Consider the following 26,061-nt stretch of genomic DNA (forward strand, 5'->3'; position numbering starts at 1 on the left):
TATCTTGCCTCCTCTAGTTAAGGGAACATTGGTGAAGCTTTTAATCCCTTCGTTTCATCCATTCCAAACATTACATTCATATTTTGCACCGCTTGACCTGCCGCTCCTTTTAATAGATTGTCAATACAAGAGATCACTGTGATTCGATTTGTTCGCTCATCGACAGCAAACGTTACATCACAAAAATTGGATCCGTATACTTGCTTTGTAAACAGATTGGCTTTTTCATTATGAACTCTGACGAAGAATTCACTGCCGTAATAAGATTCATAGATTTCTGTTACAGATCGTGAGGTAACTGGATCTGTGAGTTCCGCATACATCGTAGTCATGATGCCCCTTGTCATTGGAACGAGATGTGTATTGAATGTAATTTTCGTTTCAGTATCCGTACACGACTGTATCGTCTGCTCGATCTCTGGAATGTGCTGATGTTGATTGATCTTGTAGATACCGAGGCTATCATTTACTTGTGGAAAATGCGTTCCTTTGCCCGGAGTAGCACCCGCTCCGGAGATTCCGCTTTTTGCATCAATCACAAGTGAAGATGGATTGATCACGTTTTCTTTTAATAGCGGGAGAATACCTATGAGAGCTGCGGTCGGATAACATCCTGGGTTCGCGATCAGCTTCCCGTTTTGTACCTCTTCTCTCTTCCATTCTGTTAATCCGTATACCGCCTCATTCACGAGTGATTGTGGAGGAGGTTCTTTTTTGTACCACGCTCGATAGGTGTCAGCATCTTTCAAACGAAAATCTCCTGCTAGATCAATGATTTTCAAGTTTTCATCGACTAGCGTAGGGAGAAACTCTGATGAAACACCGCTGGGTGCGGAGGAAAATACGATATTTAAGCCATCGGTTGGCAGTTGTTCGAGTGATCTTAGCTTCTGATCATGAAGATGAGAAAGATGCTGAATTTCTTCTGAAAGCTCATTACCCGCTTTAGAGGATGAATAGAGAACAACTTCGGTAATCTCCGTATGTGCAGATAGCAGCCGGAATAGTTCCATCCCACCATATCCGGTTACACCAATAATTCCTGCTCTCATTCCATCACTCCTTAAATAAGTTATGGTTCATTATAGGACTGTATAAAAATTAATTCAATAGTATATTTATAAATAATTGAATTTTAATAAAAAAACTGACTTCTCGGGTACACGAAGATACCACTAAAGCCAGTCTCAAAAAATCTTTCTTATTGTCTTAAGAATCCACCTTCTGAATGGATGATCTGTCCGGTTATCCACTCTGCTTCCGGTGTTGTTAAAAATGCGACTAACCTTGCCGCATCTTCTGGTTTCCCAATCCTTCCACCAGGAAACTTTGAAAGAAGAACTTTTTCTAATTCTGGATTGATCCAGCCTGTATCTGTAGGGCCAGGGTTCACTGCATTAACAGTGATTCCTTTATGTCCGATTTCTGCAGCTAAGGTAATCGTTAACGAATCAACCGCTCCTTTTGTAGCAGCATACGCTAATTCACCAAGCATCGGACCTTTTGACTGGCCAGATGTTAGGTGGACGATGCTGCCTCTGTTCCCTGTAAAACGTTTGGCAAACTCTATACTTAATAGAGTCGTCGCTCGTATGTTGATCGCATAGTGAGCATCTAAAATTTCACTGGTCGTATCTTCCCAGTTATGATTCTGCGACATACAGGCATTGTTTATAAGAATGCTCGGTGCACCTAATTCTCTTTCAACTTTTTCTAGAAGTTTTGGAATTTGTTCTGAGATGCTAAGGTCAATTTCTTTATACAGAGATTTTACTCCTGAATTTTTTAGTTTCTCCATAAGCTGTTCTGAGTCATTTGTATGATCACCTTTGTGCATCTTTGTGTCATATGTACCCCAAGTCGTAAAGAATATATTAGCTCCCCTACTTGCAAGTTCAACACAAACAGCTGCGCCAATTCCGTTTAAACGGCTCGCTCCCGTAACGATGGCTGTTTTTCCTTCTAAAGAACGATACATCTTGTACCTCCTTATACAACAGGCGTTTCTGCGCCTTTTTCATTCAATATATTGCTAATGTTTCTGCAAGCAAGTTCAGCCATCTTCATTCTTGTTTCAATACTTGCACTTCCGATGTGAGGAAGTGCTACCACTTGTTTCCTCGACAGAAGAGGGTGATCGACATCAATCGGCTCTTGCTGGTATACATCAAGCCCTGCACCAGCTATTTTCTTGTTATGTAACGCTTCAATAAGTGCAGTTTCATCAACTGTCGCACCTCTGCCTGCATTAATGAAGATCGCGCTATCTTTCATGCTCTGAAACGCTTCTCGGTTAAACATCCCTTTTGTCTCAGGTGTTAATGGTGCAAGGGAGACCACAAAATCTGATCGCTTTAAAAGCTCATGAAATTCTTTGTATTCAGCGTTTAGCGAAATTTCTGCATGAGGCTTACGGTTACGATTATGATATAAAATCTCCATATCAAAACCCTTTGCTCGTCTCGCTACCGCTTCACCGATTCTACCCATTCCAACGATTCCGATTGTTTTATGATGTACATCTGCTCCAGCAAGCAATAAAGGTCCCCAGCTGTTCCACTTTCCTTCTTTTACATAATTCGCTGATTCAACGATTCTGCGCGCTGTTGCAAGAATTAAAGAAAATGCTAAATCCGCCGTTGAATCGGTTAATACATCTGGTGTGTTACAAACTGTTATCCCCTTTTGCTTGGCAGCTGCGACATCAATGTTGTCATAGCCTACAGCTAGGTTGGCAATTACTTTTAGTGAAGATGCTTCATTCAATACTTCACTATCAATTTTGTCTGAAAGCATCGTGAGCAATCCATCTGCTTTTTTGATCTCTGTTAAAAGCACTTCGCGTGGTACAGCCTTTTCTTCATGTGGCCACATGTTGATCTGTGCGACCTGCTCCAATTGAGTTAAAGTTTCTTTCGGTAATTTTCGTGTAATAAAAACATAAGGTTTTTGCATACGCTTTCACTCCTTGCTTGTTATTTTCTCATGTGAAAGTGAGAAAATAAAGCAATGGTACTTATGCATTAAATTGGTTAGCGCAAAGTGTTATCTAAATAATGGTTGCTTTTAAAGTTTTTCTATTTTTACTTCCTGTGCAAGTTGATTGTAGCGGAAGGTTGCCGACTCCTATGGGACGAGCGGCCAGCCCGAAATGTGGAAGTGGCTCGTTCAGCCCCGACAAGCAAAAGTTGAATGGACTAGGAAGGCGCACTTTGCCTTCTTGACCATTCAACTTTTGACCTCGAGGGGCTAGCCACTGCAACTAGACAGGTGGAGACACTTAATGGCGCAAAGCGGCAAGTGGCTCACCGTTCGCCCCATGGAAAGCGAGCAACCTGGAGCGGAAATCAACTACTTTCAAAGACAACACTGTAAACGAAAACAACAAAAAAAGAGGTATAACTCAAAAATCTTACTTTTGAGCCACCTCTTTCTTTAGATCATTGGAACGAGCCAATCGACCATTGGGATATTTAACTCTTGGACCGGAAGTCCGATCGATCTGTAAAAGCTTTTTAAGAAATACTCATTTTGCTTTTCATACGAGATTAAGTCAGTAAAGCGGCGCACATATAGTTCTTTTCCGATATCTCTCTCATTATTATAATGTTCATCAACTGTATCAAAGTACTGTGAAGGAAAAAGGAGTCTGCCGTAAAGAAGTCTCCAAGCTCCCTTGGATAATGGCTTAACTCTTTCATAATCGTCGATCAACTGCAGCACTTCATGACTTCTGAATTCTGGCTGATAGATCTTTTCTCTGATACATTCTGCAAGATCTCTCATCGGACTATCGATCACCCAGCCAACAGGCAGCTTAACAAAACTGTTAGACGTACGAATCCATGACCGCTCGCTGAATCGATCGTAACAGATAGCAGCAGAACCTATTCCTTTAGGTCCTCTCTCTAGTTGGTAATCTGTAATATATTGAATCGCATTTTCAGCCATTCCCTCATAATAAGGAAATGTCGTCAAGAACAATTGATCAAAATCGTTCTTTTGTTTTCTCGCCGAAATTTCTGCATAACGGTTATGCATTTCATCCACTCGATTGATCCATAATAAAGGCCATTGTCCGTATGCGATTTGTTCCACTGGATAATATTGTTCTAAGCCTTTTCCTCGCTTATGAAACTCTGCAAGTTCAGAGCCCATTTCACTACTACGATGCTCACCTTTTTTCGGTTCCACTTTAAAGATGATTACAGACTCTCCATCAACATAAGCACTAGGCATATTGGTGATCGTTGGCTGTAGAACGGGAATGTTCTCCTCTCCTCGTTGCTGCAGATAATCACTGATATAAATCATTTCTTGCAGTTTTTCATATGACATCTGCTGCTGTGGTATCACGATGTATTGGTTTCCTTTGCAATAGAAGGTCCGATAACCTGATTCAGATCTTCTGTCTTCACAAACTAGTTGATAATGATGAAATATATCTCTTTCAAACAAAGCCGATCCCCCCACCCCTTCAGCTTTCCAGCGGCAGATCATCTCTTTTAGATCAAACTTGAGCACACCACCGCATGATTGGATACAACATTGTATGCCCATATAGGCGAAGTGGTTAGTACTTTTTATAAATTCATAACTTTAGTATGAAAACATATACTATACAAAGCTAAGGAGACTAACAGAGAAAAGGAGTACAAGGATGCCAAATAAAAAAGTGGAAAAAGTCGAAGAAACTGCACGCAAACAGCTGAACGAACGGGGCGTTACGGTAAATGATATCGCTGAGCTTGTTTATTTTCTCCAAGTCCCCTACCATCCTGACCTAAAAATGGATGTATGTAGAGAAAACGTTGAAAGAGTCATTGCCAAACGTGAAGTTCAGAATGCTATTCTCACAGGTATTGCTCTTGATGTATTAGCAGAACAGAAAAAACTAGAGCAGCCGCTTCAGGAAATATTAGCCCGGGATGAAAGTCTTTATGGGATTGATGAAGTGATTGCACTCTCAATAGTGAATATATATGGCTCGATCGGTTTTACCAACTACGGATTCATCGATAAACAAAAACCGGGTATTCTAGAAAAGCTTAATGATAAGTCTACAGGTATGGTTCACACCTTTTTAGACGACATAGTCGGGGCTATTGCAGCTGCAGCATCGAGCAGATTAGCACATCGTGCAGCAAATGAAGAATAAAAAATAAGGCTTAAGAACAAGAGGATCCTCTTTGACTTAAGCCTTTTTTATTTTCTATTAAATAGTTATTGCTAAATAGTCCCACCGGGAAAAGCAAGTACCCTGAAACAAAAACTGCATAAGTTCTTATCTATTAGTAAGTCATTCAATTACTTGGCTTCCTTGGCAAGTTGGTTGGAGTGCAAGGTGCGTGCCTGCTACCTGATAAGCTTCTTGCAAGGCATGCGACGAGGAAGCAAACTGCGTAAGTATCAGCTAGTAGACGCAGGAGCAAGGATGCTTCCTAGAAGCGGTCAGGTGAGACCATTAAGGGCGCATAGCGGCAAGGGGCTCACCGCCTGCCCCGCGGAAAGCGAGCATCCTGAAACGGAAATCAACCACTTTCAAGAGCAACTTCTTAATCAGCTTACTTGATCTCCCACTCATCCAACCCGTTAACGGTATACGTTGGATGCACTTCAATTTCTTCAAGGTGTTTCTTAGTTGTGACTCCTGTGTGCACAAGCAGAGTATCTATCCCGGCACGAATACCAGCTAAGATATCTGTTTGATAGTTGTCCCCGATCATGAGTGTTTCTTCTTTTTTCGTTCCGAGTGTTTCTAACGCCATCTCCATGATGATGGACTCAGGCTTACCGATAAACGTTGGTTCTGTTTGCGTAGAAACAGTAATGACAGAAGTCAGTGAGCCGTTTCCTGGCAGAAGTCCTCTTTCCGTCGGAAGAGCGATATCACCATTTGTCGAGATAAAAGTCGCTCCATTACGGACTGCAAGGCACGCTTTTGCTAACTTTTCATATGTGATCGAGCGATCGATTCCGATCACAACAAAATCAGGTTTCTCTTCTACTAGTTCTAGTCCTTGTTCTTGAAGCGCTTCTCTAATTCCATCCTCACCGATACAATAAACTGTCGCATTTTTCTTTTGTTCAGCAATATAGTTGGCTGTTGCCATACTCGTCGTATACACATGTTCAGCAGATGCTGGAATATCAAATCCTGCAAGCACATCTGCCACTTGTTTTTTTGTTTTAGAAGAATTGTTTGTCACGAACAAATAGGGAAGCTTTTTTTCGTTTAATTTTTTTACAAAATCAACGGCCTCAACGATTCGTTCTGTTCCTCGATACATCGTACCGTCTAAGTCGATCAAGAATCCTTTATATGCCTTCAATATGCTCTCTCCTTTTATCTACATTCTCATTCTACCTACTTCAAAAAAAAACACACCTGAAGCGTTTTAGACTTCAGATGTTTGCTTTTCTTCTTTTATCACATAACAGCAATAATCTCCGCCTTTTGCCATGCACGTCTTTCGCTCAACAGCGTCTGTTTGCAGCATGCGCTTAAAGAGTGAAAGCTCGCAGGAACAGGCTTGCTGATATTCATTCGCAACCTTAGCGATCGGACAGTTGTACTCTGTTAATACATAAGTATCGGGATCTTCTCCTCTTTCCCAGTCCACCATGTACCCTGCTTCATTTTGAATATTAGCCAGTTCATTTACTTTTTGTTCAAACTCTGTGAGTGTGTTCATTCGATCTTTATATCTATCCTGCAGACGATTTTCACGTCGTTTAAATAATTCATCGATTGTTTCTGTGCCACTCACTTCTTCTATATCTTTTAAAAAATCAACGGTTAGTCCTGAATAGTTTCGTGGAAATTGTTCGTCACCGCTTGCTGTAAGATGATAAAAATGGATTGGTCTTCCCATAGCCTGTCGTACAAGAGTCGTTTCAATCACATGGTCACGTTCTAATGTGTTGAGATGACGACGAACAGCCATTTCGGTTATTCCGAGGGATTTTGCCATTTCCGTAACGGTCATCCTCTTATTTCTTTTTAAAAGATAGATGATTTCATCACGGGTTGAGGTGTGATTCTTCATGGTCATCACCATCCTTTGTCACCATTTTATCGTAAATAAGGGTAAACGTACATTTTTAAATATAAATGTATAAAAACTCCTTTAACCTTATTCAGGTAAAAATGCAGAAACTGGCCCCAACTCTTCTTCTAAGTACCTTTTAACGTGTAACGGAAATGCTGAGAGTTCTTTCTCTTTTAAAGCAATGGTATCAAATATGACTTTACTATCAGCAGAAGTATAATCTTGAACAAGTGACTTACGAAGGTTCACCACTTCTTTCAGTGATACTGCTTCATCGTTCGGAATTACTTTTTCATCAATCAGGATATCAAGAATATCTTCAAAGCTTCCAGGATCGCGCATGATAAATCCATCAATGATCATGTTTCCAACGTCCATCATCGATTCGATCAACATGTGTCCGATTCTTTCCACCACAAGTGTTTCAAGCTTATTTTTGGGAGCTGATAATTCTTTGAACGTATGGATTAACTCATTCATATACACTAAATGTTCATTGATTTTCTTTCGATCAACAAAATACATAGTCATCACCTTTTGTAAGTTTCTCAAGTAAAGTGTAACATAAAGTAAGACCAATCATATGGACTCAAAATTTAAATTTTGCTTAGTACGAAGGAGGAACAAAATGAACGAGGAAACATTTTTCTTATATGATGATAAAGAAACAACAGAAACGCGCTTTGTAAGCTTTATGGGACGTAATACTCGCTTTGATCTTGCCATCACGAAAACAACGAGACATTACGGAAAGTCATTAGTCCTAAACATGTTAGGCAGTACATATGCCATCATCGGTCAAGATGATCTAGAAGAAGAAGGCTATTTAGAACACGCGTTTAATCTAACTGAAGAGGACGCGATGGAGCTGCGTGAATTTTTAGCTGAAGTTGTTTAAGATGTAATCAAAATGTACCAAAAAAGAATCATGCTTTCTTGGAGACACTTTAGATAAGGATACTTTCTTATCCTAAAATGGCCGAAGAGAGGATGGTTTTTTTGTTCGAAAAAGAAAAAGAACAATATACTGATTTTTCGAATGTAGAGACTGGTCGTAATTACGTACTTCCTGAGGATTTACCTGAAGGTCCATATGGCTCACCTATCAAAAGAGCTTTAGGAAAATCGACTCCTTGGAGAGAAGAACAGCGTTATTATAGCGCCTTTAACTATGAAAACAAAACCCTTCATGAAGGTCTGGAAAGACAAGATCCTGGTGCTCATCCTACACACGATGATCCAGAATATCATACGGAAAAGCCTTATGAGGATTCTCGAGGCTCATAAGGGAACTCCGTTTATTCTGTACTAGCTTGCATGCCAGCCGATCATTGCTAAAGACAAAGAAAAACCCCTGAATTTCTCAGGGGTTTACTTTTTTGACTACAAAATACGGACAACCGAAATTACAATATTCATAAATGTATTCCGGCAATGTGCTGATCTTCGTATCAAACGTAGCCTTTTCATGATTGTCTTCAAAGAACCCACGAAGTCGAAGCTGTTCGTAACCGAGATCACCAACAATATAATCGTATTTATGTAAGATTTCACTATAGCGCGCTTTAAATTGTTCCTCGTTAAAGGCTTCTTTTACATCTTCAATCACTTCATAGGAATAATTACCAACTGTAATCAAAAATGCTTCACCTCGTTTCCTGATACTTATTTTACCATGCTTGTGCTCTTTACAGCCAACAATTTCTTCGTAAAGATCTTCTACTTTAAGGCACTCTATAGAATAAGGAGGTGAAACACCTGTGAAAAAACTAGGAATGTTCTTATTGATCGGCTTGATGCTTGCTGGATGTGGCGGCGGTGATCAAAAGAAGATGGGGCAAGAATATAAATTTTCTAAAACGAATGTAAAAGATGAGAATCGAATTGGCAACAACATGAATTATGGGGACTTTGGATATATGCGTCATATGTCGGGGGACAAAGTAAAAACAGGAAATGCTGTTCCGTACTTAAATCGTCAAAAGCTTGCCGATATGATCTCTGATATGGTTCTGCAATTACCGGATATTAAAGATGTCGGTACATTAGTAACGGATGAAGAGGTACTGATCGGCTACAAGACAACAAACAAGGACCGAAATGCAGCTGCAGATCAAGTAAAGATGACTGGTTTCTCTGTTGTACCAAGATATTATCATGTGTATGTGTCAGATGAAAAAGGAATGATCGATAAGATCGAACAATATCAATCCTTAAACAATGATACCGAACAGATCGAAGGAATCATGGACCAGTTGATCCTACAAATGAAAAAAGCGCCTCAAGGCAAGAAGTGGAACTATGGGGAAAATGAAAACGGTGAGATGAACGGGGAAACGAACAGTATGCGCGGGCAAATGGAAGGCAAATAAAAAACCAGAAGCAGCTCGATGCTTCTGGTTTTCTCTTTTATTTAGCTGTTTTGGGCAGCTGCGTTAACTTGTTCATCAGCATGGTAAGAAGAACGCACGAGAGGTCCTGACTCACAATGCTTGAATCCTTTAGAGAACGCGATATCACGCAATTCTTTAAACTCATCTGGTGTATAGTATTTTTGTACTTTTAAATGTTTCTTAGTAGGTTGTAGATATTGTCCGATCGTCATGATATCAACGTTATTTGCACGTAGATCATCCATCGTTTCTACAATTTCATCCCACGTCTCACCTAATCCGATCATAAGACTGGATTTAGTTGGGATGTTGGCATTCATTTCTTTTGCACGACGCAAGAACTCCATTGTTCTGTCATACGTAGCACGTGCACGAACTCTCGGAGAAAGACGTCGCACCGTTTCAATATTGTGGTTCATGATGTCTGGTTTTGCATCCATCAATGTTTTCAGTGCATCAAAGTCACCTAACATGTCAGATGGAAGAACTTCAATGGAACAGAACGGATTACGAGCACGTACAGAACGAACGGTTTCAGCAAAAACATGAGCACCGCCATCTTTAAGGTCATCACGTGCAACCGCTGTGATTACTACGTGTTTCAGACCCATTTGCTCAACTGATTCTGCAACACGTTCTGGCTCTTGAAGATCAAGTTCTGTTGGTAATCCTGTTTTTACTGCACAAAAACGACAAGCACGTGTACAGATATCTCCAAGGATCATAAAAGTTGCTGTTTTTCGTACAGCCCAGCATTCATGGATGTTCGGACACTTTGCTTCTTCACATACCGTATGTAGCTTTTTCTCACGCATCATCTTTTTGAGTTCTTTATAATTTTCATTCGTGTTTAACTTTATTTTTAACCACTCGGGTTTACGTACATATTCTTCTTTCTTTGCCATCATCATCACCCCAGATTTTCTTGGTCTATCGTATAATGAACGTTCGTATTTTAGTTTCTACTTAAACATTATTGTCCCATCAATACTCTACCATACGCCAGGGCAAAATTCCAAACAAGAGTTTTTTCCAACATTTTTCCTTCATGTTTTTTTATAACTTCAACAAACTATAGATAAATGAAAGAAAGGAGTGGATTGGGACGTATGAGGAAATTCACAGTCCTGTTCCTCACTCTGACAGCCCTTCTAATAACCTTTCTTCCGGAAAGCAGGAGCACGGCAGCAGAGCGATTTACGAAAGAAGATGTGGAAAGGCTTAGCCTCTATAAAAAAATGGAATCCGTCACTCTGATTCCATGGCACTACTTTGCGGGCGTAGACCAATATGAAAGAAGCGTAAGAAAAGCGAGAAGAGATCTACCTGCCAGAAAAGGATTAGTCGGTATTTATTTTTCTCCCTTACAATGGTCTGGACCAATAAATCCAACGATGGACGATACAAACCCTGAACGTATCTCCATGTTTGGAGGCATCGGAAGAGATGGCAACAACGACGGAATTGCTGATCGTAACAACGATGAAGACATCCTATATACCTTTAGTGAGATCATAAAAAAGCATGGACATGATATAGAAAATTTCAGAATCGGCCTTTGGAGCTACTATCAACGAGATAAAGCCGTAGATATCATTATGGAAAACGCGAAGATCTATGAGACCTATGGAACGGTTTCTCTAGACAAACACAGTTTTATCGTTCCATTAAGATCGAACTATAGCTACCGAAGCACTTGGGGTGACCGGCGCGGATTTGGTGGATTACGTATCCATGAGGGCACAGATATATTTGCAGATTACGGCGTTCCGGTAAAAGCCGTATCATACGGAATTGTGGAAATTAAAGGATGGAACCGTTTTGGCGGATGGAGAATCGGTGTCCGTGATATCAATAATGTGTATCATTATTACGCCCATTTAGGGAGCTTCAATAAAGCGATTGAAAAAGGTACAATCGTCGAACCTGGGACGGTGCTTGGATACGTGGGTAGTTCAGGCTACGGTCCTCCCGGAACTTCCGGGAAATTCCCTCCTCATCTTCACTTTGGGATGTACCGTGACAACGGATATACGGAATGGGCATTCGATCCATACCCTTATTTAAAAGCATGGGAACGTCAGGAGCGTATTAACAACAGGCGAAGATAATATTGAATGGTGGCAAAGTTGAAAAAGAAGCTTGAGGGCTTCTTTTTTCATATGGCGCTCGTATTTTTCATATGGCGCTCGTAAATCTCGAGCCTTGCTCTGAATTACGAGCGCCATCATAAGAAAAAGCTGGTTCTTCAATTGAAGAACCAGCTTCAATCTTTATTTTTTTCTTGAAACGCGAACCACATTTGCAATACTTGCGAGGAGGCCGCCCCATAGGATAACCATGCCAATCACCATCATTGTAATCGCACTGCCTGTCATATTAGCTGACCTCCTTTTTTTCTACTGCCACTTCAGATTTCCACTTCACTAGACCGAGTACGATGCCCAGTACGATTACACCAACTGCCACTGCTACACCATACGTAAGGATCAGTTCTGTAGGATAACCTTCATAGTTTTCTTTAAGGTTCTGTCTAATGTTATCGAACATCATGTAACCGAGAAGAATCGGTGTGATAACGCCAAGACAAACTTTCCACCATAAACCTGTTCGTAAGTCAGAGATGGCGTTCGCATGGTTTTGAAGTCCAGCCAATTGTCTTACGAACCAAGCAACAATGACTACTTCTACAAGACCTGCTAACGTGATACCGAAGTTGTTGATGAAGTAATCCACGATATCAAGCATATACAGTCCGCCTTTTGTAGCGAAAAGTAATGAGATAACAGATGCTACTCCTCCACCCATCAATACAGCTTTTGTTCTAGAAATACCAAACTTATCTTGTAATGCAGACACATATGTTTCAACGATCGAGATCAACGATGTCATACCCGCGAATACAAGGGTTAAGAAGAAGATTGTCCCAAAGAAGGCATTACCGCCTGGGAACTCATTAATAATTGCTGGGAATACTTCAAATGCTAGTCCGATTCCGCCTTTTACAACTTCATCAACTGGCAGACCTTGTTGCATCGCCATGAATCCTAATGCAGCAAATACACCAATACCTGCTAGTAGTTCGAATCCTGAGTTTGCGAAACCTGTAATAAATGCATTATTGTTAATATCTGATTTCTTAGGCAGATAGCTTGAGTACGTTACCATAATCGCAAATGCGATCGATAATGAGAAGAAAATCTGGCCGTAAGCTGCTACCCACACCTTACCATTATTCATCATGCTCCAATCAGGTGTGAAGAAAGTATTCAAACCTTGAGCTGCACCATCGAGCGTAACGGCACGAATAACAATTAACGTAAACATAATGACTAAAGCTGGAATAAAAATTTTGTTAAAACGCTCGATTCCTTTTGATACACCTTTATAAAGAACAAGAAGCGTAACGACCCACACGATGAGAAGTGCGATCAAAATACCTGGAACGATACCGCCTAAGTCACCAGGCGTCTTGCTTAATTGAAGAACCTCTCCATAAAAGAAGTCAGAAGGCTTGTCTCCCCAAGTTAAGTTCAATGAGTAAATGGAGTACTTAATCGCCCAAGCGATGATTACCGCGTAGTAAGTAGAAATAACAAATGCTACAAATACTTGCCACCATCCTAACCATTCCGCTTTTTTGTGAAGACGGAAATAAGAAAGTGGAGCAGAGCCACGGTACTTATGACCTAACGTAAATTCTAGAATCAGTAAGGGAATCCCTGCCGTTAAAAGTGCTATTAGATATGGGATGAAGAATGCTCCCCCACCGTTCTCATAAGCAACCGCTGGAAATCTCCAGATATTGCCTAAGCCGATCGCTGAGCCGACCGCTGCTAATATAAACCCATAGCGGCTTCCCCATTGCTGCCTATTTTCCATTGTTGTATCCCCCTTTTTTTGAAGTCGAAAAGTTTACAATTGTTACTTTTTTCTGATAATTCTGTGTTCAGTATATTACAAAACATGATAACCGTCAAAATGTTTTTTAGTTATTTTGTCGGAATAAGGGGGAAAAAGTCGTATAAATATAAGAAAAAGTGCCTGGTTAACTACCAGACACTTTCAAGTTTAAGCGTTGAAAGATTCATTACTCATGCTATTATTACTAGACACTTTTTTTATGATGAAAAGTGCGAGGATAAAGATAACCGCTGATGCAAGAAGGCCTATCCAAACACTTTCTGTTAATCCTAGTGCAAGATACCCTACAGCAGATACTCCAGCTGCCACAAGGCTATATGGAAGCTGGGTCATGACGTGATCAATGTGATGACTTCCTGCTCCTGTTGAAGAAAGGATTGTAGTATCTGATATTGGGGAACAATGGTCACCAAAAACAGATCCCGCAAGTACTGCAGCAAGAACTGGAAGCATTAACTCAATATTCGTTGATGCTGAAATTTCTGCTGCGATCGGAAGCATGACACCAAACGTCCCCCATGAAGTTCCTGTTGCAAAAGCCATTAACCCTGACAATATAAAAAGAACAAATGGCAGATAAGCTAAATTCATATGCTGATCAACTAACCCCGCGAGATAGGTCCCTGTTCCTAAGCTATCGATGATAGAGATAATCGTCCAAGCAAAAAGCAGAATCGTAACAGCACCGATCATAGACTGAATACCGCGTCCCAGTCCTTTGCCTAATGATGCAGCACCCATCTTCTTTGGAAGGAAGAATAAAATAGCTGAAGCTAAACCTAGCAGACCACCATATACTAATGATTTTGGTACATCTGTATTTTCAAAAATAGATAAAAGTGTGATGGCCGTTGGTTCTTCTAGCCCCTTCACATTTTGAATACCTGTATAGATCATGAATCCAACCGTTGAAACAATCAATATCACGATTGGCCATACAAGGTCTCCTACTTTTCCTTTGTCACTTTCTTCGAGCTTAATACCCTCTCCGATTGCTGCTTTTTTATCTGCTGAAATCACTTCACCTGTAGCAAGAGCTATTTCTTCATGTTTTTTCATCGGTCCAAAATCAAGTTGAAAATACGCAACGAAAAATACAAGAACCAGTGCAAACACTGCATAAAAATTCATTGGAATCATTTGAATGAAAGCACTGAACGCAGACATATTTGTGATCTCATGTGTAGCAAAAATCGTTCCGATAATACCGATGATGTACGCTCCCCAACTTGAAACAGGGGAGATCACACAGACTGGTGCAGCCGTTGAATCAAGATAATAAGCGAGTTTCGCACGTGAGATGCGATGTCGGTCTGTGATCGGTCTACTTACATTTCCGACAGCCAACGAATTAAAATAGTCATCAATAAAAATGACGAGTCCGAACACAACTGTTAAAAGCTGTGCACCTCTTCGTGTTTTTACTCTGGAAATCGCCCACTCTCCAAAAGCTCGGCTACCTCCAGCTAACGAGATAATGCTGGTCATCATTCCTAAGATTAATAAGAACAGAAGAATATAAACATTCCACTCATTTAATGCACCGTCTGAAATAAAATGCCCTTTCACAATCGTACCAATTTCTTTTAGTGTGGCTACAATACTAAAATCGTGAAGCAATAATGCTCCCGCTAGGATCCCTGCTCCTAATGAGACTAACACTCTTCTCGTTAGAACAACCATTAAGATTGCCAATACGGGTGGTATTAATGAATAAATCGAATTCTCAAATTCCATGATGTTCCTCCTTCTTTGATTTAGCCATCGATATTGAGGAGTTTTTACAGGACGTTGAGGAAAAAAGGACAAAATAAAAAGCGATCAATAGACAAGGAAATAACCTGCTATCAATCACTTAAGTAATTTATGGTTTTCCTCATCGATCAGTAGTCCTCCACTGCTTTTAATTCCCAAGCAGTGACAGTTTTACACTTCTTTAGTGTAAACCCAGCAAAAGTTAACAGACGGTTTTCTTTTGCTTCGGCGAAAGTTCCTTTCCTTTTTCTTCATAGACGTCACTCTCTGAAAAAGTACTTATAAAATCCGCTCCTCTACCCCATCGGTGATAGGCTTAAAGACATATAAAATTTTAAATTCAATTACAATTATAACAAAATAGGACGAATGGTCAACCTAAACAGGATTTGTTAAATGAAGGAAATACATTTATTCTGCTGCTTCTTCCTCACCCGTTTCTTCTGTGGGGCTATCCTCAGAAGGCTCCAATTCATCATGAGATTCCTTTTCTTTCAAATCTGGAGTAATCGGTACAGTAGGTTGTATCGGATCTCCAGATTGATTGTAATAGACCGGAACTTCTCCTTTTATAAACTGTGCGGTTATTTTTATCGGTCGTTTCACAACTGTCGTTTCTGTTGCGAAAGGAATAACGATTCTCGTTTTAACTGTAACCACGATATCAATATTAATCCACGTATTGTTGATTCCTGAATTCTCTATTCTCTCCTCGATATCTGTGTTCGCTTCACCTATCAGCATAAATTTAATCGGAATCTTAGGACCTAAGTTCGCTAAGAGTGAATTTCTTGTTGCTTGCCCCAGTGGTATTTCCATAATAACGCCCGGTTCATTCTTATAAGCAGTTATCCCTAACTCATCATTGGTGATCACTTCATGTGCTTTACCTTCTTCAATTTCCTTCAGGTATTTTTGAACGACTTTTTGTGACTGGTTCGCAACCTGGTTGACAACACTCTGATTGATTCCAGCAAAGACGACATTTCCTTCTGTATCCGTTTTATATTCGATGATGTCATTCATTTCTGAAGGTCCTAATATTTCATTGTCGATCGCTTCACTTATGGCAAGAGCAGCAATTTCCTCTGTTTTCTTTTGTGCGATCAACATGAGTGTTGGTTCGATTCCTTTGTTTACAAGCCATAATCCTTGAATCGTTATAAAAGTAAACAGAATAAATGAGATCAACAGTACAAATCGGAATGGAAGTGGCCCTTTTCGAAGTTTCATTTTTCTGCGCTTAAGCAAAAGGTAACCCCCCTTTATCTACATATACATATGTATGCAGACAAGAGGGGGGCTCATTCAAACTTTATGTTTTTAATTTTTTTCGTACACGACAAAATCGTGTGGATATTTGTTCTTTTCATCAACGATACCCGGCTCACGAGAGACCTCACGCCACTCATCACGATTGATTTCGGGAAAATACGTATCTGCGTCAAAGGTATGGTGGATCTCTGTGACATACAGGCGGTCTGCAACTGGCATGAACAGCTTAAAGATCTCTGTCCCACCGATCACACATAGTTCTTCTGCTTCTTTTTTTAGCACTTCGTCGACAGAATGAACGACCGTCGTTCCTTCTGCTTGATAGTGTTCATCTCTTGTTACCACGATATTTTCTCGACCAGGCAGAGGCTTTCCTATGGATTCATACGTTTTACGACCCATCACGATTGGTTTTCCCATCGTTACGTTTTTAAAATGCTTGAGATCGTTAGGTAAGTACCACGGTAGATCATTGTCTTTGCCGATCGCGCGATTTTCATCCATCGCTACAACAAACGAGATCATACGCTCACCACGCCTTTAATGTGTGGATGCGCCTCATAATCTACAAGCTCAAAGTCCTCATATGTGAAATCAAAAATACTCGTCACGTTCGGATTAATCTTCATCTTAGGAAGAGGCTTTGGCTCACGAGTAAGCTGAAGCTCAACTTGTTCAAGGTGATTGGTGTAGATGTGCGCGTCACCAACAGTGTGAACAAACTCACCTGGTTTAAGTCCTGTTACTTGAGCCACCATCATCGTTAACAAAGCATATGACGCAATATTAAAAGGCACCCCTAAGAAACTGTCTGCTGAGCGCTGATAAAGCTGGCAGGAGAGCTTTCCATCCGCAACATAAAATTGAAACAATAAATGACATGGTGGCAGCGCCATATTCGGAATATCAGAAGGATTCCATGCAGAGACGATTAGTCGTCTTGAATCTGGATTCTTCTTGATGTCTTCGATTACGTTTGAGATCTGATCGATTGTCTCACCGTTCGGAGCCGACCATGAGCGCCACTGATGTCCATAAACAGGACCTAAGTTTCCATCTTCATCTGCCCACTCATCCCAAATCCGCACACCGTTTTCTTTTAAATAAGCAATATTTGTGTCGCCTTTTAAGAACCAAAGCAATTCATGAATAATTGATTTTAAATGCAGCTTTTTTGTCGTAACAAGCGGAAATCCTTCCTGTAGGTCGAACCTCATCTGACGACCGAACACAGAAACGGTACCCGTGCCTGTCCGATCCTCTTTTTTTGTACCGTTATGTAAGATATCTTGAAGAAAATCTAAGTATTGTTTCATCCTTCATCGCCTCCTCATTTTCTTTGACTCTTTTTTATAAAATTGTTGCTTTCAAACCTCATTTTTCTTTGCTGCTGTGACAGTTGGTTGGAGTGCAAGGTGCGAGACTCCTGCGGGACAGGCCGGCGGGTGAGACACTTAAGAGTGAAACGTACGAATGTGGCTCACCGCCTGCCCCGCGGAAAGCGAGCACCTGGAACGGAAACCAACCACTTCCAAAGGCAACAAAGGTTTACCTATAAGAGCCATTTTCTTTTAATCGTATCATATCCGACTCCCTTTTTGTTCATGAAAAAGTCATAAAAATAGCTTCAACACCTAACACTTTTTCCCTTCTGTACACATAAAAATAATAGTGAAGAAAGGAGTGGAAGCATGTTAGAGATGAACCCGATCTTAATTGAAGGACATCCGTTTACCGCTGTCACCCTTCGTTTGCCAAAAACGAATTTTATGGCTGTATTCAACGACAATGGATATATCATGTGTGGAGCACTAGACGTGGCACTACTGAATGAAAAGTTAGCAGACCGTAAAATTATCGCAGGACGCGCTGTCGGAGTTAGAACAATCGAGCAGCTGCTGGATGCACCTTTAGAATCTATTACTCTTGAAGCAAAAGAAAAAGGTATTGAAGTTGGTATGCAAGGGCGAAAAGCACTTTTAAAAATGATCTAGAGAATTTATCGGCGAGATTTGAAAAATATCGGCAAGAAACGGAATATATCGGCAGAAAATCATTTATATCGGCAATTTTTTAAATTTATCGGCGAAAAATGAAATATATCGACATTTGCAATAAAACGACAACACCCTCTGCCAAAATGGCGGAGGGTGTTCACTTTATGCTTTAAAACGATCTCTTGTTATTTTTAATGAAATAAGATTAATGCATAAGACCAAGGATAAGAACTGTATGCGCTTCGCATCATTGATAAATATGTAGACACATAGCAGGTAAACGCCACTGACGATAAAGGCAATTTGTAAGCAGTACATCATCTGAATCAATTTTTTGAAATTCAAAGTGATCCCCACTTTCTTCATCCAGCAAACTGATTTCATTCACCCTATTAGTATATCAGTCTACATTGAAAAATGAATCGATTCCTTCTTTTTGAAATGGATTTGTAATATAAGGAAAACTCAAAACAAATCCAATTGCCTTGGAGCCAAAAAGTCATATTGAATATCCAGAAGTTCAATCATCTGCTTCGCGTTATCAGCAGCATCCCCACCTGAATTATTATTAAAAAGAATGGTTAAATTCTTTGTTTCTGAAGAAAGCTGTTGTATGCGCTCACTCCATTCTTGAAGCTCTGGCTCATTATAACGATAAAGATAACGTACTTCTCTCCAGTTCGGCTGACCTTGGTTGTTCCAGCCATATACGTTTCGGCCATGCATTCGTACGAGTGTCTTCTCGGGTGTTGTGTCCATGACGATTGGAATTGAACCTTGTCCTGCTTGAGGTTCATCACAGACCGTATGAATCCAATTCTCTTGCCGGATAAATTGTAGCGTCTTATCCTTCATCTCATCACTGAACCACGTCTGGTTACGAAACTCAAGAGCTACTGGAATACCACCCATCATTTCTTTTGCATAACGCAGCATCTGAACATTCTCCTTCTTACAATCAAACCAAGGAGGATACTGAAACAAGACCATCTCAAGCTTGCCTGATGTGATGACAGGTTGAATAGACTCGATAAATGCCTCATACATTTCTTTAACAGAGTCAAAAGGCAGCTTGCCTCTTGAATGTCCCGTCATACCTTGATAAGCCTTTACTACAAATGAAAAATCCTTTGGTGTAGAAGCTACCCATTTCTCATAGTTTTTGACAGGCTGCACTGCATAAAAGGAAGAGTCAACTTCTACAACAGGAAAGTGGCCGCTATATACAGCAAGCTTATCTCTTGCAGGAGTACCATCTGGATAAAGAGAATCATGATCTCCCCAGCCTGTTACACCGATTTTTATCATTCTTTGAAGTCACCTGCCTGTGAGTTACAATTTATTTAATCCTTTTGATCGGACAAATTCTTTCATATACGTTCGTTTAGGAGTCGCCATTGATGCTGTGATCTGCGTGACCCAGCCATCTGTACGCTTTCCGCCCGTTCTTTCTGTGTAATACGCAGCTGTTTCTTTTTCATACTGATCTAAGAGAGCTTCTGTTTCCTCAGAACTTTGGTATTGATTCTTATGAAAAACAGCTTCCATTGGCAAGCGCGGCTTTTTCCCAGGTTCTGCATCTGGATACCCTACAGCTACACCAAATAACGGAAGAACATGGTCTGGGCAACCCAATAGCTCTGACACTTCTTCCAGAGAATTTCGAAGTCCACCGATATACACAATTCCAAGTCCTAGCGACTCAGCTGCTATAGACAGGTTTTGTGCAGCAAGAGCGGCATCCACTGTGCCTACGATAAACCCTTCTGTCGATTGAATCGTTTCGTGAATATCTATTGTTTTCATATCTGCTGCTATTTGATGTCGGTTGTAATCCATACAAAAAACAAAGAAATAGCCGTTGTCAGCGACGTACGATTGATTACCCGCAAGCTCAGCTAGTTGTTCTTTCTTTTCCCGGTTCTCTACCCCTATAATCGTGCAAACTTGTTGATAGCTTGAAGTAGATGCGGCCTGAGCGCATTGTACAAGTGTTTCAACGATTTCTTCATCTAATGGCTTGTTCTTAAACTTTCGAATCGATCGATGAGCTAATATCGTTTCTATCATCTCGTTCATCACATATGCTCCTTCTCTAAAGTTATGGTTGATTGCATTATAACTTTTTCGTCTATAAAAAAGCGAACCATTTGAAGTCTCAATAATATCTTCTTCTCTTTAATGCAAAGTGGTGGTATACTAATCTAGCGATGAGCTAATTGCATAAGATGAGATTGACGCGCCTTTTTTGGCAATGCACTATGTGGAGTGCTGTCTCTCGCCGCAATATACGCAAAAAAGACGTCCAATCGGGCGTCTTTTTTCTATATATTCTTACCTGACATTCAAAAACAAAAGTTAAGTGAGGAGAGAGAAGATGAAGAAAAGTTATACAATCTTGCTTCTAATTTGTTTGCTTTCAACGTTTTTGTTTGCTTGCTCAAAAAATGAATCTTCAAAATCAGCCGAGAAGGATCCCAATGTAGAAATAACAATTTCGGCAGCAGCCAGTTTACAAGATGTATTGAATAAAATTGCGAGCAATTATGAAAAAGAACATCCAAATGTTAAAATTACTTACAATTTCGGAGGTTCTGGAGCCCTTCAACAGCAAATCTCTAACGGAGCACCTGTTGATCTTTTTTTCTCAGCAGCAGAAGATAAATTTGACCAGCTTATTGAAGAAGGACTTATTGAAAAGAAACAAGAAACAGATCTTGTTGGAAACGAGTTGGTCCTTGTCGTTAGAAAAGATTCCTCACAAGACATTAAACGTTTCGAAGATTTAATAGCGGTCAAAAAGATAGCAATCGGTACTCCTGAAACAGTTCCAGCAGGCCAATATGCCGCAGAAACACTAGAGAACTTAGGTTTAATTAAGAAAGTTGAAAAGAAAATCGTTTATGCAAAAGACGTTCGTCAAGTACTTACATACGTAGAAACGGGTAATGTCGATGCTGGTATTGTCTATAAGACTGATGCAATGACCTCATCTAAAGTAAAAGTAGCTGCTGTTGCTAACAAAGATACACATGCATCCATTATTTATCCTGTAGGTGTACTAAAAGAAACTCCGCACAAGAAAGAAGCAGAACGATTCTTTGACTATTTGCAAAATGACGCAGCCTTAAAAACGTTTGTAGAGTTTGGATTTAAAAAGATCGAAAAATAGTTCACATACATTTGATAGTGCTCAACACACATAAAAGCCTTGGTGTTTATAAACACCAAGGCTTTTCTTAATTATCCGATAGAACCTTCCATCTCGAACTTGATCAGACGGTTCATCTCTACTGCATATTCCATTGGAAGTTCTTTCGTAAACGGCTCGATGAAGCCCATTACGATCATTTCCGTTGCTTCTTGTTCAGAAACACCACGACTCATAAGGTAGAACAACTGATCTTCAGAAACTTTGGATACAGTCGCTTCATGCTCTAAAGTGATGTTGTTGTTAAGAATCTCATTGTACGGAATCGTATCTGAAGTGGATTGGTTATCCATGATCAGTGTATCACACTTGATGTTGGATTTAGATCCATCAGATTTACGTCCGAAATGAGCGATACCACGGTATGTTACTTTACCGCCATGCTTAGAGATCGACTTCGACACGATAGTAGAAGAACAGTCTGGTGCTAAGTGCAATACTTTTGCTCCAGCATCTTGGTGCTGTCCTTTACCAGCGATCGCGATAGAAAGGATCGTACCTTTCGCACCACGGCCTTTCATGATAACTGCCGGGTATTTCATCGTTAAACGTGATCCGATGTTTCCATCTACCCATTCCATCGTTGCGTTCTCTTCAGCAACTGCACGCTTCGTAACTAGGTTGTAGATGTTGTTTGCCCAGTTTTGAATCGTTGTATAACGGCAGTAAGCGTTCTTTTTAACGATGATTTCTACAACCGCACTATGAAGTGAGTTTGTAGAATAAACGGGTGCTGTACATCCTTCTACGTAGTGTACAGAGCTATCTTCATCTGCAATAATCAGCGTACGTTCAAACTGACCCATGTTTTCAGAGTTAATTCGGAAGTATGCTTGAAGTGGAGTATCACATTTAACGCCTTTTGGTACGTAAATGAAAGATCCACCAGACCAAACTGCAGAGTTAAGTGCTGAGAACTTATTATCAGTTGGCGGAATGATCGTTCCAAAATGCTCACGGAAGATCTCTTCGTGCTCTTTTAAAGCCGTATCCGTATCTGTGAAAAGAATACCTAAGTCAGAAAGGTCTTCTTTCATGTTGTGGTATACAACCTCTGATTCATACTGTGCAGATACACCTGCAAGGTATTTCTGTTCAGCTTCTGGAATTCCTAGCTTGTCAAAAGTCGCTTTAATTTCAGCAGGCACTTCATCCCAAGACTTCTCAGATTTCTCAGATGGCTTAACATAATACGTAATATCATCAAAGTTTAAGTCCTTCATGTCTCCGCCCCATTGTGGCATTGGCATCTTATAGAACTGCTCTAATGACTTCAAACGGAATTCAAGCATCCATTCAGGCTCGTTCTTCATGCGGGAGATCTCTTCTACGATCTCTTTTGTTAACCCACGCTTCGATCTGAAAATGGAAACGTCTTTATCTCTAAAACCATATTTATATTCGCCGATATCCGGCATTTTCTTAGCCATTACAGAATCCCTCCTTACTGGATTGGCACTCTTTAACTCATTTTCAAAAGGAACTTATTCTTCCTCTTCCTCATCTTTTCCTACCCCTTGCTCCATCGCCTTCCACGCAAGTGTGGCACATTTGATGCGAGCTGGGAACTTGGAAACGCCAGAAAGAGCTTCGATGTCACCTAGATCATAGGATTCATCATCATAGTCGTTCCCTAACATCATATCATAAAAAATCTTTGCAAGCTTTACAGCATCTTCGACAGGAAGACCTTTAACAGCCTGTGTCATCATAGAAGCTGATGCTAAACTGATCGAACACCCTTCACCGTCGAACTTAGCCGATTCGATCTTTCCATCTTCTACTTTTAAAGTAAGCTGGATGCGATCGCCGCATGTCGGGTTATTCATATTGATCGTCAGAGCATTATCTTCAATAAACCCTTTATTACGCGGGTTTTTGTAATGATCCATGATGACCTGACGATATAGCTGATCTAAATTAGAAGACATGACCGAAATACTCCTTTGCTGTTGTTAAGCCTTTAAGAAAAGCATCGATGTCATCTTCAGTGTTATACAGGTAAAAGCTAGCACGTGCTGTTGCTGTAACATCTAACCATTTCATGAGAGGCTGTGCACAGTGATGGCCTGCACGAACAGCAATTCCCTCAGAATCTAGAACGGTTGCTACATCATGCGGATGAACATCATCTAAGTTGAACGTTACAAGTCCTGCTCGTTCTTTCGGACCAAAGATCGTAACACCATCTAACTCTGAAAGGCGCTCCATCGCATATTCAGCAAGTACATGTTCATGTTTTAACACATTATCAAGACCTACTTGTTCTAAGAAATCAATCGCAGCACCTAGACCGATCGCACCTGCGATGATCGGTGTACCACCCTCAAACTTCCAAGGCAGCTCTTTCCACGTTGATTCTTGAAGTCCTACAAAATCAATCATCTCTCCACCGAACTCAACAGGATCCATCTTGTTTAGGAGTGCTTTTTTTCCGTAGAGCACGCCAATGCCTGTAGGTCCACACATTTTATGTGCTGAAAAGGCAAAGAAATCACAATCGAGATCTTGAACGTCTACTTTCATGTGAGGGGCGCTCTGAGCGCCGTCCACTACCATTACAGCTCCGTTCTTATGTGCGATCGCTGCGATCTCTTTGATCGGGTTGATCGTTCCTAATACGTTCGATACCTGCATAACTGAGACAATCTTAGTATGCTCTGTAACTGTATTTTCAACATCCACAAGATCAATCGTGCCATCAGGCTGTAAAGGAATGTACTTAAGCGTTGCACCAGTGGTTTTCGCCACTTGCTGCCATGGAATAATGTTGCTGTGATGCTCCATTGGAGTAATCACAATCTCATCACCCTCTGAAAGGTTAGCCATACCATAGCTTCTTGCTACCGTATTGATCGCTGTTGTTGTACCACGTGTAAAGATAATTTCCTGAGTGGATTTAGCACCGATAAAACGGCGTACCTTTTCACGTGCTCCTTCATAACCATCTGTAGCACGAGTTCCAAGTGTATGAACACCACGGTGAACATTCGAGTTGTACTCTTTATAATACTTATCTAAAGCTTCAATAACTTGTATCGGTTTTTGTGAAGTGGCTGCACTGTCAAGGTAAACGAGAGGTTTGCCGTTAACTTCCTGATCTAGGATAGGAAACAGCTTTCTCCATTCGTTTGCACTCATTAGCGCACTTTCCTTTCAATAACCTCGACTAAACGATTTTTTACAGATTCTAAAGGCATTTGACTAACTACTGGTGCTAAGAATCCATGAATGATCAAACGTTCAGCTTCAGCTTTTGAAATACCGCGGCTCATCAGATAGAACATCTGAAGAGGGTCGATTCTTCCAACTGAAGCAGCATGACCTGCTGTAACATCATCTTCATCGATCAAAAGGATCGGGTTCGCATCACCACGTGCTTTTTCACTTAACATGAGTACACGTTCTGTTTGCTCACCATGAGACTTAGTAGCACCGTGCTCAATTTTTGTAATACCGTTAAAAATAGAGCTCGCATTATCTTTCATTACCCCATGAGTCAGGATATAACCTTCAGAATGCTTTCCGTGGTTAAAGATTTGCGCTACGAAGTTTTGCTTTTGATCACCGCGCCCGATTGTAACAGTCTTCGTATCTGTAAAAGAACCGTCACCAATCAAGTGAGTGGTGTTGTCAGAAACCGTATTTCCGTCGTTAAACTGACCAAGCGCCCACTCGATGCGTGCATCTTTCTCAGCACGGCCTCTGCGGTTCACGTATGTTGTCATTCCTTTTGCAAGGTTATCTACAGCACCGTAAACTACTTTTGCACCGCTTCCAGCAAACACTTCAGAAACGATGTTTGCTACTGAATCTGTAGAATCGTTCGTTGATAAGTAGTTTTCTACATACGTTACTGAGCTGTTATCTTCTGCAACAACGATAACGTGGTTGAAAATCGCTGCTTCATCGTCTTGATAATAAACTGCTTGAATAGGAGCAGAAAGTTCCACGTTCTTTGGAACATAAAGAAATGCTCCATTAACGAATAGTGCTGCATGAAGTGCTGGTAAACGGTTCTCATCAACCGTAACAGCTTTCATAAAGTACTTTTTCACTAAATCTTCATGCTCTTTTGCAGCTGTTAGAAGATCTGTATAAATAACACCTTGATCCTTTACGGATTCCTCTAGTGCAAAATAAACAGGTGTTCCATTATGGATAACAAGAACATTTTTCGCTTCTTCTTCAGAACCGATCAATGCCTTAACATCTTCAGGAAGTTCATTGAACGCAACAGGAGTGCCAGTTGCTTCATGTTTGAATTCTGTAAAGTTCCATTTATCGATCTTAGTTTTGTCCGGTTTAGGCATTGGAAGCTCTTGAGCTAATTCCAATGCTTGCAAACGAAGTTCCTGCAGCCAAGCGGGTTCCTGTCTGCTGCTTGAAAAACCGGTTACGTAGTCCTTATCAAATCTTAGGCTCGTATCAACTGACATGTATAGTCCCCCTTA

At 40.6% G+C, this 26,061-nt stretch carries 28 protein-coding genes and 1 riboswitch; of the genes, 7 read left to right on the top strand and 21 right to left on the bottom strand.

Annotation, left to right across the window (positions count from 1 at the left end; all coding sequences use genetic code 11):
• Nucleotides 1-17 precede the first annotated feature (17 nt).
• From argC to yutH, 4 genes are all read right to left on the bottom strand, one after another.
• Nucleotides 18-1,052 carry an N-acetyl-gamma-glutamyl-phosphate reductase gene (argC, locus tag H9648_RS02145; RefSeq protein ID WP_191752129.1) on the bottom strand — a complete coding sequence of 345 codons (1,035 nt, stop codon included), beginning with the start codon at nt 1,050-1,052 and terminating at the stop codon, nt 18-20.
• A gap of 149 nt (nt 1,053-1,201) precedes the next feature.
• Nucleotides 1,202-1,978: an SDR family oxidoreductase gene (locus H9648_RS02150; RefSeq protein WP_191752130.1), complete on the bottom strand. Its 777-nt coding sequence runs from the start codon at nt 1,976-1,978 to the stop codon at nt 1,202-1,204.
• An 11-nt stretch (nt 1,979-1,989) separates the two neighbouring features.
• Nucleotides 1,990-2,955 carry a 2-hydroxyacid dehydrogenase gene (locus tag H9648_RS02155; RefSeq protein ID WP_191752131.1) on the bottom strand — a complete coding sequence of 322 codons (966 nt, stop codon included), beginning with the start codon at nt 2,953-2,955 and terminating at the stop codon, nt 1,990-1,992.
• A 480-nt stretch (nt 2,956-3,435) separates the two neighbouring features.
• Nucleotides 3,436-4,458 (bottom strand): spore coat putative kinase YutH, encoded by a 1,023-nt coding sequence (gene yutH, locus H9648_RS02160; protein ID WP_191752132.1) that lies wholly within the window; start codon nt 4,456-4,458, stop codon nt 3,436-3,438.
• A gap of 202 nt (nt 4,459-4,660) precedes the next feature.
• Here yutH and H9648_RS02165 point away from each other — a divergent pair, with 202 nt between their 5' ends.
• Nucleotides 4,661-5,158, top strand: coding sequence for a phosphatidylglycerophosphatase A family protein (locus H9648_RS02165; RefSeq protein WP_066397286.1), 498 nt, complete (start codon nt 4,661-4,663; stop codon nt 5,156-5,158).
• A 406-nt stretch (nt 5,159-5,564) separates the two neighbouring features.
• On the opposite strand, the gene H9648_RS02170 is transcribed toward H9648_RS02165, so the two are convergent.
• The 3 genes from H9648_RS02170 to H9648_RS02180 all read right to left on the bottom strand — a co-directional run bounded on the left by H9648_RS02170 (nt 5,565) and on the right by H9648_RS02180 (nt 7,577).
• Nucleotides 5,565-6,332: a TIGR01457 family HAD-type hydrolase gene (locus H9648_RS02170; protein ID WP_191752133.1), complete on the bottom strand. Its 768-nt coding sequence runs from the start codon at nt 6,330-6,332 to the stop codon at nt 5,565-5,567.
• A 66-nt stretch (nt 6,333-6,398) separates the two neighbouring features.
• Nucleotides 6,399-7,055, bottom strand: a complete 657-nt coding sequence (locus tag H9648_RS02175) for a helix-turn-helix transcriptional regulator (RefSeq protein WP_225218721.1) — start codon at nt 7,053-7,055, stop codon at nt 6,399-6,401.
• An 81-nt stretch (nt 7,056-7,136) separates the two neighbouring features.
• On the bottom strand, nt 7,137-7,577 hold the full coding sequence (locus tag H9648_RS02180) for a DUF86 domain-containing protein (protein WP_191752135.1): 441 nt from the start codon (nt 7,575-7,577) through the stop codon (nt 7,137-7,139).
• A gap of 103 nt (nt 7,578-7,680) precedes the next feature.
• Between H9648_RS02180 and H9648_RS02185 the strand changes: the two genes are divergently transcribed.
• Nucleotides 7,681-7,950, top strand: a complete 270-nt coding sequence (locus tag H9648_RS02185) for a DUF3055 domain-containing protein (protein ID WP_144698299.1) — start codon at nt 7,681-7,683, stop codon at nt 7,948-7,950.
• 92 nt (nt 7,951-8,042) lie between these two features.
• A complete protein-coding gene (locus tag H9648_RS02190) occupies nt 8,043-8,339 on the top strand; it encodes a hypothetical protein (RefSeq protein WP_225218678.1) in 297 nt (98 codons plus the stop codon).
• Nucleotides 8,340-8,415: 76 nt separating this feature from the next.
• Here H9648_RS02190 and H9648_RS02195 read toward each other — a convergent pair whose 3' ends face one another.
• Nucleotides 8,416-8,691 (bottom strand): YutD family protein, encoded by a 276-nt coding sequence (locus tag H9648_RS02195; protein ID WP_066397303.1) that lies wholly within the window; start codon nt 8,689-8,691, stop codon nt 8,416-8,418.
• A 121-nt stretch (nt 8,692-8,812) separates the two neighbouring features.
• Between H9648_RS02195 and H9648_RS02200 the strand changes: the two genes are divergently transcribed.
• Nucleotides 8,813-9,424, top strand: a complete 612-nt coding sequence (locus tag H9648_RS02200) for a YhcN/YlaJ family sporulation lipoprotein (RefSeq protein ID WP_191752137.1) — start codon at nt 8,813-8,815, stop codon at nt 9,422-9,424.
• A gap of 41 nt (nt 9,425-9,465) precedes the next feature.
• Here the strand turns inward: H9648_RS02200 and lipA are convergent, their stop codons facing one another.
• A complete protein-coding gene (lipA, locus tag H9648_RS02205; RefSeq protein WP_191752138.1) occupies nt 9,466-10,350 on the bottom strand; it encodes a lipoyl synthase in 885 nt (294 codons plus the stop codon).
• A 204-nt stretch (nt 10,351-10,554) separates the two neighbouring features.
• On the opposite strand from lipA, the gene H9648_RS02210 reads away from it, so the two are divergent.
• Nucleotides 10,555-11,556, top strand: a complete 1,002-nt coding sequence (locus tag H9648_RS02210) for a M23 family metallopeptidase (protein WP_191752139.1) — start codon at nt 10,555-10,557, stop codon at nt 11,554-11,556.
• 162 nt (nt 11,557-11,718) lie between these two features.
• Here H9648_RS02210 and H9648_RS02215 read toward each other — a convergent pair whose 3' ends face one another.
• From H9648_RS02215 to H9648_RS02240, 6 genes are all read right to left on the bottom strand, one after another.
• Nucleotides 11,719-11,823, bottom strand: coding sequence for a methionine/alanine import family NSS transporter small subunit (locus H9648_RS02215; RefSeq protein ID WP_137791787.1), 105 nt, complete (start codon nt 11,821-11,823; stop codon nt 11,719-11,721).
• 1 nt (nt 11,824) lies between these two features.
• Entirely contained in the window at nt 11,825-13,327 is a 1,503-nt protein-coding gene (locus H9648_RS02220; RefSeq protein WP_191752140.1) for a sodium-dependent transporter, read from the bottom strand.
• Nucleotides 13,328-13,516: 189 nt separating this feature from the next.
• Nucleotides 13,517-15,106: a Na+/H+ antiporter NhaC family protein gene (locus H9648_RS02225; protein ID WP_191752141.1), complete on the bottom strand. Its 1,590-nt coding sequence runs from the start codon at nt 15,104-15,106 to the stop codon at nt 13,517-13,519.
• Nucleotides 15,107-15,248: 142 nt separating this feature from the next.
• A riboswitch (Lysine riboswitch) is annotated at nt 15,249-15,431 on the bottom strand.
• Nucleotides 15,432-15,535: 104 nt separating this feature from the next.
• Nucleotides 15,536-16,375, bottom strand: coding sequence for a sporulation protein YunB (gene yunB / locus H9648_RS02230; RefSeq protein ID WP_191752142.1), 840 nt, complete (start codon nt 16,373-16,375; stop codon nt 15,536-15,538).
• Nucleotides 16,376-16,447: 72 nt separating this feature from the next.
• Nucleotides 16,448-16,924, bottom strand: coding sequence for a dihydrofolate reductase (locus H9648_RS02235; RefSeq protein WP_191752143.1), 477 nt, complete (start codon nt 16,922-16,924; stop codon nt 16,448-16,450).
• Nucleotides 16,921-17,715 carry a thymidylate synthase gene (locus H9648_RS02240; RefSeq protein ID WP_191752144.1) on the bottom strand — a complete coding sequence of 265 codons (795 nt, stop codon included), beginning with the start codon at nt 17,713-17,715 and terminating at the stop codon, nt 16,921-16,923. The genes H9648_RS02235 and H9648_RS02240 overlap by 4 nt, the downstream gene beginning before the upstream one ends.
• 375 nt (nt 17,716-18,090) lie before the next feature.
• On the opposite strand from H9648_RS02240, the gene H9648_RS02245 reads away from it, so the two are divergent.
• Nucleotides 18,091-18,393 carry a YunC family protein gene (locus H9648_RS02245; protein WP_066397323.1) on the top strand — a complete coding sequence of 101 codons (303 nt, stop codon included), beginning with the start codon at nt 18,091-18,093 and terminating at the stop codon, nt 18,391-18,393.
• A gap of 468 nt (nt 18,394-18,861) precedes the next feature.
• On the opposite strand, the gene H9648_RS02250 is transcribed toward H9648_RS02245, so the two are convergent.
• Nucleotides 18,862-19,704, bottom strand: coding sequence for a DUF72 domain-containing protein (locus H9648_RS02250; protein WP_191752145.1), 843 nt, complete (start codon nt 19,702-19,704; stop codon nt 18,862-18,864).
• 24 nt (nt 19,705-19,728) lie between these two features.
• Nucleotides 19,729-20,475 (bottom strand): oxygen-insensitive NADPH nitroreductase, encoded by a 747-nt coding sequence (nfsA, locus tag H9648_RS02255; RefSeq protein WP_191752146.1) that lies wholly within the window; start codon nt 20,473-20,475, stop codon nt 19,729-19,731.
• A 298-nt stretch (nt 20,476-20,773) separates the two neighbouring features.
• Between nfsA and modA the strand changes: the two genes are divergently transcribed.
• Nucleotides 20,774-21,568: a molybdate ABC transporter substrate-binding protein gene (gene modA / locus H9648_RS02260; RefSeq protein ID WP_191752147.1), complete on the top strand. Its 795-nt coding sequence runs from the start codon at nt 20,774-20,776 to the stop codon at nt 21,566-21,568.
• Nucleotides 21,569-21,639: 71 nt separating this feature from the next.
• Here modA and sufB read toward each other — a convergent pair whose 3' ends face one another.
• From sufB to sufD, 4 genes are read right to left on the bottom strand one after another with little or no spacing between them, the layout of a single operon-like run.
• Nucleotides 21,640-23,037, bottom strand: coding sequence for a Fe-S cluster assembly protein SufB (gene sufB / locus H9648_RS02265; RefSeq protein WP_137791777.1), 1,398 nt, complete (start codon nt 23,035-23,037; stop codon nt 21,640-21,642).
• A gap of 54 nt (nt 23,038-23,091) precedes the next feature.
• On the bottom strand, nt 23,092-23,538 hold the full coding sequence (sufU, locus tag H9648_RS02270; protein ID WP_191752148.1) for a Fe-S cluster assembly sulfur transfer protein SufU: 447 nt from the start codon (nt 23,536-23,538) through the stop codon (nt 23,092-23,094).
• On the bottom strand, nt 23,528-24,748 hold the full coding sequence (locus H9648_RS02275) for a cysteine desulfurase (RefSeq protein ID WP_191752149.1): 1,221 nt from the start codon (nt 24,746-24,748) through the stop codon (nt 23,528-23,530). The genes sufU and H9648_RS02275 overlap by 11 nt, the downstream gene beginning before the upstream one ends.
• The gene (gene sufD, locus H9648_RS02280; protein ID WP_191752150.1) at nt 24,748-26,046 is read right to left on the bottom strand and encodes a Fe-S cluster assembly protein SufD; all 1,299 of its coding nucleotides are present in this window, start codon (nt 26,044-26,046) and stop codon (nt 24,748-24,750) included. The genes H9648_RS02275 and sufD overlap by 1 nt, the downstream gene beginning before the upstream one ends.
• Nucleotides 26,047-26,061: the final 15 nt, after the last annotated feature.

Source organism: Fictibacillus norfolkensis, from assembly GCF_014836645.1.
In the GTDB taxonomy this organism is placed as follows: domain Bacteria; phylum Bacillota; class Bacilli; order Bacillales; family Fictibacillaceae; genus Fictibacillus; species Fictibacillus norfolkensis.